Origin of the sequence: Celeribacter sp. HF31, from assembly GCF_011806455.1 — a bacterium.
Lineage (GTDB): Bacteria > Pseudomonadota > Alphaproteobacteria > Rhodobacterales > Rhodobacteraceae > Celeribacter.
This window is the reverse complement of the sequence record NZ_JAATOT010000007.1, coordinates 176931-190030: the sequence shown is the minus strand read 5'-3', so window position 1 is coordinate 190030 and position 13100 is coordinate 176931. Positions and strand designations below refer to the sequence as shown.

10 protein-coding genes are annotated in these 13100 nt (G+C 59.4%); 4 read left to right on the top strand and 6 right to left on the bottom strand.

What is annotated here, in order from left to right; genetic code table 11:
• Positions 1-45: 45 nt before the first annotated feature.
• The 4 genes from HCZ23_RS15885 to HCZ23_RS15870 all read left to right on the top strand — a co-directional run bounded on the left by HCZ23_RS15885 (position 46) and on the right by HCZ23_RS15870 (position 5156).
• The gene (locus HCZ23_RS15885; protein ID WP_167602723.1) at positions 46-1698 is read left to right on the top strand and encodes an electron transfer flavoprotein-ubiquinone oxidoreductase; all 1653 of its coding nucleotides are present in this window, start codon (positions 46-48) and stop codon (positions 1696-1698) included.
• Positions 1699-1822: 124 nt separating this feature from the next.
• Positions 1823-3535: a tetratricopeptide repeat protein gene (locus tag HCZ23_RS15880; RefSeq protein ID WP_368487361.1), complete on the top strand. Its 1713-nt coding sequence runs from the start codon at positions 1823-1825 to the stop codon at positions 3533-3535.
• The gene (locus tag HCZ23_RS15875; RefSeq protein ID WP_167602722.1) at positions 3536-4366 is read left to right on the top strand and encodes a 4-(cytidine 5'-diphospho)-2-C-methyl-D-erythritol kinase; all 831 of its coding nucleotides are present in this window, start codon (positions 3536-3538) and stop codon (positions 4364-4366) included. It begins immediately after the preceding gene.
• 19 nt (positions 4367-4385) lie between these two features.
• On the top strand, positions 4386-5156 hold the full coding sequence (locus tag HCZ23_RS15870) for a metallophosphoesterase family protein (protein WP_167602721.1): 771 nt from the start codon (positions 4386-4388) through the stop codon (positions 5154-5156).
• Positions 5157-5158: 2 nt separating this feature from the next.
• On the opposite strand, the gene HCZ23_RS15865 is transcribed toward HCZ23_RS15870, so the two are convergent.
• From HCZ23_RS15865 to HCZ23_RS15840, 6 genes are all read right to left on the bottom strand, one after another.
• Entirely contained in the window at positions 5159-6541 is a 1383-nt protein-coding gene (locus tag HCZ23_RS15865) for a phosphomannomutase (RefSeq protein ID WP_167602720.1), read from the bottom strand.
• A 5-nt stretch (positions 6542-6546) separates the two neighbouring features.
• On the bottom strand, positions 6547-7998 hold the full coding sequence (locus tag HCZ23_RS15860) for a mannose-1-phosphate guanylyltransferase/mannose-6-phosphate isomerase (RefSeq protein ID WP_167602719.1): 1452 nt from the start codon (positions 7996-7998) through the stop codon (positions 6547-6549).
• Between the two features lie 225 nt (positions 7999-8223).
• Entirely contained in the window at positions 8224-8709 is a 486-nt protein-coding gene (locus HCZ23_RS15855) for a hypothetical protein (RefSeq protein WP_167602718.1), read from the bottom strand.
• Between the two features lie 213 nt (positions 8710-8922).
• Positions 8923-9189, bottom strand: a complete 267-nt coding sequence (locus tag HCZ23_RS15850) for a hypothetical protein (RefSeq protein WP_167602717.1) — start codon at positions 9187-9189, stop codon at positions 8923-8925.
• Between the two features lie 221 nt (positions 9190-9410).
• Positions 9411-10769 carry a polysaccharide biosynthesis/export family protein gene (locus tag HCZ23_RS15845; protein WP_368487360.1) on the bottom strand — a complete coding sequence of 453 codons (1359 nt, stop codon included), beginning with the start codon at positions 10767-10769 and terminating at the stop codon, positions 9411-9413.
• A 148-nt stretch (positions 10770-10917) separates the two neighbouring features.
• On the bottom strand, positions 10918-13074 hold the full coding sequence (locus HCZ23_RS15840) for a polysaccharide biosynthesis tyrosine autokinase (protein ID WP_167602716.1): 2157 nt from the start codon (positions 13072-13074) through the stop codon (positions 10918-10920).
• Positions 13075-13100 lie beyond the last annotated feature (26 nt).

Below are 13100 nucleotides of genomic sequence, written 5' to 3'. Positions count from 1 at the left end.
GGTTACTTAGGCCAACAAACGCCGCCAGTGCCAGGGAGAACAAACATGTCGCAAATCGAGCGTGAGGCGATGGAATATGATGTCGTGATTGTAGGTGCAGGCCCCGCTGGCCTGTCTGCTGCGATCCGGCTCAAGCAATTGGACGCCGATCTGAGTGTCGTCGTGTTGGAAAAAGGCTCCGAAGTGGGCGCACATATTCTGTCTGGAGCGGTGCTTGATCCGGTGGGTCTGAACGCTTTGATCCCGGATTGGAAAGAGCGCGGCGCGCCGATCACCACCGAGGTGAAGGAAGACCATTTCCACGTGCTTGGGGAAGCCGGTTCGATCCGCATCCCGAACTTCCCGCTGCCGCCGTTGATGTCGAACCACGGCAAATACATCGTGTCGATGGGCAATGTCTGCCGCTGGATGGCGGAGCAGGCCGAAGAGCTGGGTGTCGAGATTTTCCCGGGCATGGCCTGTTCCGAGCTGGTCTACGGCGACAACGGCGAGGTCAAAGGCGTCGTCGCGGGCGTCTTCGGGCTTGAGGCCGACGGCACCATCGGGCCGGACACAGAGCCGGGGATGGAGCTGCACGGCAAATACGTGCTGATTTCTGAAGGCGTACGCGGGTCTCTGGCGAAAGAGATCATCGCGAAATACGACCTGCAGGCCGGCCGCGATGCGCAGAAATTCGGTCTCGGCATGAAAGAGATCTGGGAGATCGACCCGGAGAAGCACCGCGAAGGCAAGGTCTGGCACTCGATGGGCTGGCCTCTGGGCTCGAACGCGGGCGGCGGTGGCTTTGTCTACCACGCCGAAAACAATCAGCTTTATCTGGGTTTCGTGGTTCACCTGAACTACAAGAACCCCTACCTCTTCCCCTACATGGAATTCCAGCGCTTCAAACAGCACCCGCTGGTGAAGGAGCTTTTGGAAGGCGGCAAACGCGTCGCTTACGGCGCGCGTGCGATTTCCGAGGGCGGCTATCAGTCGATGCCGAAAGCGGCCTTCCCGGGCGGGGCTTTGCTCGGTTGTTCCGTTGGCCTCGTCAACGTGCCGCGGATCAAGGGCAACCACAACGCGATGCTGTCGGGCAAGGCGGCGGCGGAACACGCCTTTGCGGCGATCCAGGAAGGGCGCTCCGGCGATACGCTGGAAGGTTACGAGACCGAGCTGCGCGAGGGCGCGGTCGGCAAAGACCTCAAACGCGTGCGCAACGTCAAACCACTCTGGTCCAAATTCGGCCTCACTGCGTCGCTGGCACTGGGCGGGTTCGACATGTGGACCAACCAGATCTTTGGCGGGTCGCTCTTTGGCACCGTGAAACACGGCAAAACCGATGCGCAAGCGACCGGCAAGGCGGAGAAATTCAAACCGATCGACTATCCGAAACCGGATGGCGTGATCTCGTTTGACCGTCTGACCAACGTCTCCTTTGCGGCGACCAACCACGAAGAAAGCCAGCCCTGTCACTTGAAACTCAAAGACCCGCAGGTGGCGATTGATGTCGATTACAAACAATACGGTGGCCCGTCGCAGCGTTACTGTCCGGCCGGTGTTTACGAATATCTGACGGAAGAAGGCGAGGCGCCGAAGTTCGTGATCAACTTCCAGAACTGCGTGCACTGCAAGACCTGCGACATCAAGGAAACCAGCCAGAACATCACCTGGACGGTGCCCCAGGGTGGCGACGGCCCGAACTATCCGAACATGTAAGCCTTTCACGGCAACGTGTTTTCCAAGATGAATGACGGGGGCCAGCGCGGCCCCCGTTTGCATTGCGGTGGGTCGGATTGGCGGCTAGTCTCAGCTCCACACGACATGTCCGAGGAGACCACAGGTGACACAACGCAGCGGCCGCATGATTTCCGCCCTTACGGCCATTGGCCTCTTGCTTGGAAGCAGTGCCGCGCTCGCGCCCGTTTCCGCCGTGGCCGATGCAGGGCCCTATCTGGCCGCGCGTCAGGCGACGATGGACCGCAGCTTTGAGGACCTCGCCGCCTATGCCACCCGCGCGCTCGTGTCGGACCCGAAAAATCCCGTCCTGCTCGAATCCGTGATCTCGGCGCATATCTCCATGGGCGACTTCGACGCCACCAAAGGCTATGCCGCGCTGTTGAACCAGATCGAGCCGGGCAATCAGATCGCCGCCATGGCGGAGCTGACGCTGTTGGCCCGCGACGGCGATTACGACGGTCTCATCACCGCGCTCGAAGGCGGGCAAAGCATCAGTACCGTGGTCGACGGCCTCATGTTGGCCTGGGCGCATATCGGTCAGGGCGATATGTCGGGCGCTTTGGAATTGTTCGACGAAGGCACCGGCCTCGGCGAAGGGTTCGAACATTTCGGCGCCTATAACAAGGCTTTGGCCCTGGGGCTGGTCGGCGATTACGAAGGCGCGCTGGCGATTCTGACAGAGGACGGCGTGCGGGACGCGCGCACCTCTGTTCTGGCGAAGATCGAAATCCTCAGCCAGCTCGAACGCAATGGTGAGGCGCTTGTGGTGTTGAACGATGCCTTTGGCGAGGGCGTGTTGGACCCGGAGCTCGAAGAAATGCGGGCTGCGCTGTCTGCGGGCGATACCGTGCCCTTCACGGTCGTGCGCAGTGCCAGTGACGGCATCGCCGATGTGTTTTTCGCCGTGGCTGCCGCGCTCGATGGCGGGCTTGATGACTCTTATACGCTCCTTTACGCCCGCATCGCCGAGGCGCTGCGCCCGGATCAGGCGGCTTATGTTTTGAATGTGGCCGGGCTTTTGGAGCGTCTGGGCAATTACGATCTTGCGACCACGGCCTATGACAGCATTGCGCAGGACGATCCTGCTTTCCCGATTGCAAATCTGGGGCGTGCCGAAACCCTGCGCGCGGCGGGCAAGGATGAGGCTTCTTTGGAAGTGCTGCGCCAATTGACCAAGGCCTATCCCGAGATGGACAATGTCCATATCGCTTTGGGGGACGCCCTGCGCAGTTCGGAACGCTATGAAGAGGCGGTTGAGGCCTATTCCGTGGTGATCGAGCGTCACCAGCCGCCAACCCGTGCGCTTTGGCCGCTCTACTTCACCCGCGGCACAGCCTATGAACGGCTGGGCGAGTGGGAGAAATCCGAAGCCGACCTGCGTCAGGCTTTGGCACTCGAACCCGATCAGCCGCGTGTGCTGAATTATCTGGGCTATTCATTCCTGGAGCTGAAAACCAACCTCGATGAGGCGATGGAGATGATCCGCAAAGCCGCCGAAGCACGCCCGCAGGATGGCTATATCACCGACAGTCTCGCCTGGGGCCTCTACCGTCTGCGCCGCTATGAGGAGGCCGTGGAGCCGATGGAGCGCGCGGTGGAATTGATGCCGGTCGATCCGATCATCAACGACCATTTGGGTGATGTCTATTGGGCCGTGGGCCGGGATCGCGAGGCGCGGTTTCAGTGGCAACGGGCTCTGTCCTTTGAGCCGGAAGACGAGGAGGCAGATCGCATTCGCCGCAAGCTCGACGTCGGTCTGGATCGCGTTCTGATTGATGAGGGCGAAGAGCCGACGCGCATGGGGTCGGATGGATAAATGACGGTCAAGGTTTTCGCCCCAGCCAAAATCAACCTGACGCTTCACGTCACCGGCCAGCGCGACGATGGCTATCATCTTTTGGACAGTCTGGTGGCCTTTGTCGATCTTGGCGATCAGGTGACGGCGACGCCTGCCGCCACGTCGTCTCTGACCGTCACCGGGCCTTTTACCGAAGGAGTGCCGACGGATGAAACGAATCTGGTGATGCGCGCGGCGGCGCTTGCCGGGATGCCGATGGAGATGGTGCTCGACAAGCGCTTGCCGCCCGCTTCCGGCATTGGTGGCGGATCGAGCGACGCGGCGGCCACCTTGCGCGCGGCGGCACGTCTGGGGGCTGCGCCGGTCACTGCGGAACAAGCCCTGTCCTTGGGGGCCGATGTGCCCGTGTGCCTGGCAACCAAGCCCGTGCGGATGCGCGGGATCGGCGATGAGCTGACGCCCGTGACCATGCCAGCCTTGCACATGGTTCTGGTCAACCCGCGCGTCGAAGTGTCGACGCCGGAGGTGTTCAAGGCTCTGACAGAAAAAGACAATATGGAGATGCCGGACCTTTTGCCCAATTGGCCCGATAGCCTGTCTTTCATCGATTGGCTGGGCACGCAGCGGAACGATTTGGAACGCCCTGCCGTAAAACGCGTGCCTGAAGTGGCGGCGGCGCTTACGGCTTTGGCTTTGGCGCCCGGCGCGCAGATGGTGCGCATGTCGGGCTCGGGGGCGACCTGTTTTGCGCTGTTCGAAGAGCGTTACAAGGCCGATGCAGCCGCACTTCAACTGGCCGAGGGCAATCCCTGGTGGTGGGTGAAATCCGCCACCACGATGCCCGGATGACAGTCTAAAGGATCGCCAGATGTTCAAGCGTTTGCGTCGCCAGCCGGTGCCGGAAATCACATTCACCTCCCGCAGGGCGCAAAGCCTGCCCTCGCCGGATGAGGATTTGGCGGTCGTGGGGGATATTCACGGCCAGCTCCGCTGTCTTGACGACATTCTCGAAAAACTCGCTGTTGAAGCGCCGCGGGCGCGCTGGATCTTTGTCGGCGATTTTGTCGACCGCGGGGATCATAGCGCGGCGGTTTTGTCGCGGCTTCGAGAGGTGGAGGCGGAACGTCCCAACACGATCTGCCTGCGCGGCAACCACGAAGACATGATGCTGCACTTCATGGTGGCACCGGAAACAGCCGGGAACCGTTGGATGCGGCATGGTGGTTTGCAGACGATGGCAAGCTTTGGCGCGTTCGAGCTTGGGATCGAGAATTCCGCCGAGGCCCTGGTGCGCGCGCGGGATCAGCTTTTGGAGCGGATGCCGGAAGGCATGGCCATCTGGCTCGCCGAAAGGCCGTTTTATTTCCAAAGCGGGAATGTGGCCGTGGTGCATGCCGGAGCCGATCCGGACATCCCGATCGCCGAGCAGGACCCAAAGACCCTAATGTGGGGGCACAGGGGGTTTCGGCGACAGATGCGGCCAGATCGGGTTTGGATCGTGCATGGCCATAAGATTGTCGACATGCCACAAGAGCGCAACAGGGTGATCTCTATCGACACCGGCGCCTATGCGACGGGGCGGCTGACGGCGGCGCTTATCGCGGACGGGCATGTGCAATATCTGCAAAGCGCGCTTTAGGTTTAAAGCACAGCTTTTGCGACGTCCTGATAGGCGGCTTTCACCAGAGAGAGTGCTTTTTCCTCGCTCTGTGCCTGCGCATAGATGCGGAATTCGGGCGCATTGCCAGAGGGGCGCAGGTGCAGCACATCGCCGCTGTCGAAATCGACGCGCAGCCCGTCGGTGAGGTCCATCGCGGCAATCGTGCCGAAGGGCGCAAAAAAGGCCGCACGGGTGTCATTGTCCGCGATCAGCTCGTCGAGAAAGACTTTTGCCTTGTCGCGGTCGATTTCCTGCACACGATCGGCGGCGGTGAAGCACGGCGGCAAGGCGGCGACCAGCGCAGACAGGCTGTGCCCGGCCTGTTTCGCAGCCACCAGAGGGGCGAGGATCGGCAGGACGCAGTCGCGAGTTGGAAGCGGCGACAGCGGGGCCTTGAGATGGGCCGCGAAGCCCAAAAGAAAACCGCCATTGGCCTCGAACCCAACGACTTCTGGATGTTTGGCCTCGGCCATGCCCGCGATGACAAAGGGCGAACCGATCTTTGTAAGGATCACCTCATCGAACTCCGGCAGGCGGCGCACCATGTCGTTGGAGGACACCGGCGTGACCACGGAGTTCGCGCCCAAAACTTGCGCACTCAACACACCGAGGATGTCGCCGGGAATGACTTTGCCTGTCTCATCTGTGAGCATCGGCCGGTCCGCGTCACCATCGGTAGAGGCAATTGCGTCGAGCTGATTGTCCTGACACCAGGCCCGCAGTTTCTCGCGGGTCGCGGGATCGACCGCTTCGGTGTCGACCGGGATGAACGTGTCTGAATGGGCCAGAGGGACGATGTCGGCGCCGAGGCCTGTGAAGATCGCCTCCATCGTGTCTCGGGCCACGGAAGAATGGCGGTAGACACCGATTTTGAGGCCTGCGAGTGCCCCCGGACCAAAGGCGTCGATGTAGCGCGCGATATAGAGCGTTTCGGCCTCTGGCGCCTCCTGATAGGTGCCTTGTGCCGTGCCCTCATAGCGGGACTTTTCCGCGTAGGCCGCGTTGATCGCGGCCTCGTCCGCTTTTGACACTTCGCCTTCGGGCAGATAGAATTTCAAGCCATTGCGATCTGCCGGGATGTGGCTTCCGGTCACCATGATCGCGGGGGCTTTTGCCGCCATCGATGACAGAGCCAAAGCGGGCGTGCCAAGCGCGCCGCAGTCGATGACATCCACACCCGCCGCCCGCGCCGTGTCGCAAATGGTCTTGGCAATGCGTGGGGAGGAGGGCCGCAAATCCTGGCCTACGTAAAGCGTGTCGGATTTGACCGTGCTGAGAAAAGCATGCACATACTCCGCAACGAGATCGTCGGTCAGCTCGGTGACAAGGCCGCGCAGACCGCTGGTGCCGAATTTGGGAGCCATCTGTCTTACCCCTTCGCGCCTTGCCCGCGGGAATAGACATCTTCGTAGCGGATGATGTCGTCTTCGCCCACGTAAGACCCGGTTTGCACCTCGATCAGCACCATCGGCACTTTGCCGGGGTTTTCCATCCGGTGAACCGCGCCCAGCGGGATGTAGACGGATTGGTTTTCGGTCACCAGTTGCACTTCGTCATCGACGGTGACGCGCGCGGTGCCTTCGACCACGATCCAGTGTTCGGAGCGGTGGAAGTGGCTTTGCAGGCTGAGCGCTGCGCCGGGGTGGACGTGGATGCGTTTGACCTGAAACCGCCCGCCGACCACGAGGCTTTCGAACCATCCCCAGGGACGGTGATCCTTCGGGAATTGCGTGGCTTGATCCGACCCTTTGGCTTTGAGCGCGGTGACGGCTTTTTTCACGTCTTGCGCGCGGGACATGTCGGCGACCAGAACCGCGTCATTCATTGCGATGGCCATGATGTTCTCAAGTCCGATGCCGACCACCTCAAGGCGGTCGCTGTCGGAGCGAATAAGGCTGTCTTTACAGTCGATGGCGGTCGCGTCGCCGGAGGTGACGACGCCATTCTCATCGGGGCCCGCTTCGCGCCAGACCGCGTCCCAGCCGCCTAGATCGGACCAGCCACCGTCAAAGGGCACGACAGCGAGGTTGTCGGCCTTTTCCATCACGGCATAGTCGATGGAAATGTCTTCGGCTTTGGCCCAGGTCTCCGGGTCGAGGCGCAGGAAGCCGAGATCGACCTGAGCCGCGTCCACGGCCTCCGTGACGGGGGCGGTCAGGGTGGGTGCGTATTTTGTGAAAGCGGCGATGATGTCTTTCGCTTTGAACAGGAAAATCCCGGCGTTCCACAGGAAAGTGCCTGCTGCGACCATTTCGGCGGCGCGGTCCGCATCGGGTTTTTCCACGAATTGTTTGAGATCGACGGCGTAACCGGAGGCGTCCGGCTCGGCGGTCAGTTCAAGATAGCCATAGGCGGTTTCCGCGTGCGTCGGTTTGATGCCGAAGGTCACAAGCTTGCCGGCCTCGATTGCGGTGAGGCCTTTTTCAATCGCGACGTGGAAGGCTTCGACATCGGGCACCACATGATCAGACGGCGCCACCAGCATGATGGCATCCGGGTCTTTCTCGACGAGATAGAGCGCAGCAGCGAAGATCGCGGGGGCGGTATTTCGGCCCTCTGGTTCGATCAGGATGGCGCCGGGATCAATGCCGATGGCGGAAAGCTGTTCGGTGACAATGAAACGGAAATCCGATCCCGTAAGGACGGTGGGCGCGGTAAAACTGAGCGTGTTGCTCGTGCCGCTCAGGCGTTTGGCCGAAGCCTGAAACAGCGTTTGCTCATCGACCAGTGGGACGAATTGCTTTGGATAGCTCTTGCGCGAGAGCGGCCAAAGCCGAGTTCCAGAACCGCCGCACAAAATAACCGGTGTAATCAATGGCATTCGTTCGTTCCCTGATCCGCAAAGTCGTTACCTACTCTTTCTCTGATAGATGTGTAACCTGTGTGAAGTCTAGGAGAAGTCGCGTTTAAGGCGAGTGATCTTGCCTCTGCGTTAAATATGCCCAATTCGTAGAATTTATGGTCACAAACTCTACGAAACTGCTTTTCGGCGTTAACGCTTTTGGCCCTGCGCAGTCTTGACGACACAGGAGGGCGCAGTCTTGTCTCAGCGACAGCGGGGCACGCCTTTTCGGATCACTTCTGCGCCGGAGAGTCGTGTGACGCTGTAAATCTTGTAGCGTGCCGTGCTCATGTACCATTGACGCAGCGGCTCCGGAAAATGTTCGGCGATCATGTGCGACCAGTGGTCGAATTCCGCCGGGCTTAATTTTGTTCCGAGCCGGTAGGGGCCATGAAAGGCGAAGACGGCGCGTGGTGAGACACAGACGTTGTCGGCGCCCAGAAACATTGTGCAGCTCGACACGCATTCGCCGCGGCGGATTTCGATCTTTTGTCCAAGGCGGTTGATTTCGGCGATCTCATTGTACCTTGCCTTGACGCTCCCGCCCGGATCGCCGGTGATGAGGATTGTTGCGCCCGGTTGGCTGGACCGTGACTGTGCTGCGTCGGCGGGCTTTCCGGCCAGCATAAGGGCGATAAGAAACAGATTGACGCATAGGACCGCAAAGCGTGTGACGGTTTTGATAAGCATGGCAACACCCCTGATGAAACATCGGGGTGTTCTTCCCCAGCACCGACGTGGATCGGTTCAGCTTGGAGTACAACAGAGAAGGACTAAGGAAGTGTTGAGCCCATCGCGAGAGAGGCTCTCAAAGGCAAAAGGCATCCTGAAGGATGCCTTTACGCAGTGCAAGCTGTGAACGCTCCACGCCAAATCTGTTATTCAGCGTGAATGCGAAACGCTTTAGTTCGTGGTCGAGGTGGTGGCCGTCGTGGAGGTGGTGGACGTCGAGCTTCCGCCACCAGCGAGAGCCGCAACACCGGCCGCCGCGAGGGCAGGTGCGATGAAAGGCACAAAGTTCTGCACATCGCCCACAGGCGGAAGAACGATGCATTCCGGGCTGTTGGCATTGGCTGCGAGGCTACAATCGATTGTCGAGGTGGATTGCGCCATTGCGTTGGTCGCTGACAGCGCGAGGGCTGTGATCGTCAGGAGGGCATATTTGGGCATCGGTAAACTCACAATTTTCGAGGGAGGGCTCCCCTGCACAGCAAGGGAATCTAAATCGTCTTTAAGTTGAGCATACGCGATTCATCGCGCAAATGCATGAGGAAAGCTTTAATTTGGCCCATTTTACCGAAAACGGGGGCTTTCAGGCGGGGTGCGTCACATGAAGGGCACAATTCCTGAGCCTGTTGCTTACTCTTTCCCCAGTCGTAAATTCAATCGCGTCACCCGTTTGCCGCATTGGCCCCGATCGAGATGATGGTCGGCGTGATCTGATCGATGGTGCGTTTCCACCGTGTGACCGGCTGCTCGGCGATGAACACGATGTCATTCGGGCGCAATTCAAAGCGGGTGGCCAAAGCCAGTGCCGCGACATTGCTGGTATCCAGTTTCCAGGCCGTCAGGGAGTCGAATTCCATCGGATCAGTGGAGGCACGCAGGACATAGACTTGGCGGGGGTCCGCCGAACTTGTCGCGGTCCCACCTGCGCCCTCATAGAGCGCATCAGCAAGGCTGGCCTGACGACCGAGCGGAAGATCGAACCGCCCTTGTGTCTTCACCTCGCCAGTCAGGTAGACGTAGTCGCGTTCCGTAGCGTCGAATTCGGTGAGGGCGCGATAGTTGTCGCGGGCTTCGTCAAGTTGGGCGCGCCGCAGACCGACCTCTGCCTGAAGCTGGGCCAGGGCCGTCGTACGTGCGCCTTGGCGATATTGCGCAAGCTGGATTTGCTGCGCGAAATAGGCGGAGGCCTGATCGAGCTGATAGGTGTCGTCGACGAAAATGCTGTCGCCGGGCAGAAGTGCGATTTTCTTGATGCTGCTCTTGGAATAGAGCTCCTCAAGCGGGATTTGGTAGATCGTCCCGTTGCGATAAATGCGCACGGAGGTGTAATCGAGATTCGTCGCCGTCGTGCCGCCCGCAGTGGCCAGGGCTTCGTCCAGATAAAGCGGGGTCAGGGTGATCGGCACAACACCGGGCGTCCCCACGGCGCCCCCGATCGAGACTTTCTTGGAATTGAATTGCGAGACTTCGAGGCTGAAGGTCGGTTCGATCTGGGCGGAGACCAGACTTTGGAACAGTTTTGCTTCGGCCTCTTCGAGCGTCATGCCTGCAATGGAAACACGTCCGACATCCGGGATCGCGATGCTGCCATCGTCTTGAACGGTATAGCCCTGGCGGCTGTTTTGTGCGGCCAAAAGGCCCGTCAGTTCCTCGATGGAGCTGCCCGACGGGGTGGCCAGAAGGATCACATCGCCGACACCGATCTTGTAGGGCTGCGGGGTGACTTCGGGCGGAAGGCGGGTTTCAAGTGCGTTCGGGCGGGTCTGTGCCGAATACGCCGGCTCGGGCACTGCGCCGGTGCCACGAAGACCGCCGCCCGTGCCGCTTGTCATGTTGAAAACGGCGGGCAGCTCGCGCGGGGAGTAGGACGATCTGTTGGCGACAAGCACCGACTGGGGCGTCACGTCCATCACGCGGACTTTCGCCTCATCCGTTGTTCCCGCAACAACGCGCTGGCTCTTGTACACGGTCCCGCAGGAGGAGAGCGTCAAGGCGGTAAGAATGGCGACTGCAATACGCACGGTTCTGCCCCTATGTGATCTTATCTTTGTGACAACTCATAGCCAAAAAACGCCTTTAAAACCATTCGGTTTCGACAGCAAAATCGTGGAAGAGGATTCTGCGCATCACATTCGCGTTTTCAAACATGTGAAAATTTAGGCGGCATGATCAGTTTGTATAATATTTGCTGCCATAAGCTCCGTAAGCCCCGTAACTGTCGCCGTAACCATACTCTCTCATCCCTTTCGGATCGATCTGATTGAGCACCAGCCCGTTGATGCGGACGCCGACCGTGTCGAACATGCGCAAAGCGTTCGCCAGCTGCGTCTTGGATGTTTTGTCCCAATGCACGGTGAACAAAAGGGTGTCGACAAGTTGCGCAACGACGCGCGCGTCGGGCACGACCAGAACCGGCGGCGTGTCGATGATCACGATGTCATAGGCTTCGCGCGCGGTCTCGAGGAAGGTTTTGAACTGTTGCGACGAGAGAATGTCGGCAGCATTCGCATCGGTTTGTTCGCTGATGAGAATGTCTGCGCCGAGCACCGGATCGTGGATGGCCGCATCGGTCAGGGTGGTTTCCCCCGAGAGCACCGACATCATTCCCTTGGCATCTTTGACGTCGAGATATTGGCTAAAGACCCGGCGGCGAATGTCGCCCTCGATCAACAGGACCTTTTTGCCGAGCCCGACGAAATTCTGCGCCAGTGCAAAGGATACGGTTGTTTTTCCCTCTCCCGGCAAAGCGGAGGACAGCATGATGACTTTCGGTGTTTTATCCATGCTGGACAAAAGGATCGAAGTTCGCAGGTTCCGGACCGCCTCTGCCGCGGAGGACGTGGGTTTCATGGAGAGATATTCGAGCGCTTCTCGCCGGTTGGACGTGGGAAGGAGCGGAAGCTGGCCCATGACGGGCAAGCCTGTATCTTCCTCCAGTTCCTCCGGCAGGCGGTATCCGTTCTTGCGCATTTCCCAAAGCAGAACACCAGCAATACCGATGAGCCCGCCAAGCATAATGGACATGGCCAAAATCAGAGTTTTGCGAGGCTCAGATGGAAAAGTGGGCAAAACGGCATTTGACAGAATACGGCTGTCGGCACGTTGAATGCCCTCTTGGGCGGAGGTTTCTTTCAGGCGGCTCAGGAAATATTCGTAAAGCAGACGGCTCGCCTCGGCCTCCCGTGTCAATTGCTGAAGCTGGATCAACTCGTCGCTTTGCCGCGCAATATCTGCTTCGCGGGCATTGATGCTTGTCATCAGGGCCTCGATTTGGGTCTGGGACCGCTGGACCTGAATGTCAGCGAGATTGAGGATCTGACGGAAGCGCGCGTCAAAGGCGGGGCCAGCTCCGTTTTCGCGGAAGATCGTTTCAAGACGCGGATCGCCGGCAAGTGCGATTTTCTCTTCGGGCGTGGCGTCTTGTGCATTTTCCAACGCGTTCAGTTGCTCTGTATCCGTCACCAGCGAAGCGCGCATCGTCTGAAGCCTGTCGCGCAGCTCTTTCAATTGACGCTCAAGGGCCTGAACGGTTTCGATGCTGACGACTTCCGAGTTCGATGAGAACTCTGCGAGGCGTGCTTCTGCTTGTTCCAGCTCGATCTGGAGATCGGCGACACGGGACGTCAGCCACTCCGAGGCATCGCGGGTCGCCTCGAATTTCACATCCATCTGATAGAGGATGTATTGTTCGGCCATCGTATCTGCGAGCATTGCCGATTTTGCGGCATTCTCGGTCTCAAGCGTGATTTGCAAAATATAAGTTTTCGGCAGGTTTCGGACGGAGATTCGAGCCAAAAGCGCATTTACGGCGCCGGTGACCTGTTGTTCTTGGGTCGGCGTGGGCCGTGTGGCACCCGTGACGAAATTTTTGAAACGTGCCTTGAAGCTCAAGGGGCGCAGCGCGCCGTTGAATTCGGGGTCCTGGGTCAGATCGGCGGCGGTGACCACACGTTCGAGAAGGCGACGGCTTTTGAGAACCTCGACTTCGGTGTTGATGGCTTCGGATTCCGAGCCGAGGCTTGGAAGCACAGCGCCAAGGTCAACGAGTTGATCCTGTGCCGTATCCAGCAGAACAACAGATGTGGCGCGGTATTTCGGAACGACGACTTTGTAGGCGTAAAAGGCGCCGAGTGCGGTCGCCAGGATGACGCTCGCGAGAATCCACAGTTTTTTACGCCATAGCGTTCTCAACATGGCGCCGAGATCGAGTACATCATCATCGGAGGAAGCGTTTTGCGGCGTTTGTCGTATGGGACGATCTAGGGACACGTGTTTCTCATTCACTGAAATTTGCTGATGCTGTGCATGTTTGCTGCCTTTTGCCATAGCATATGCGGCTCGTCGATCTTGGT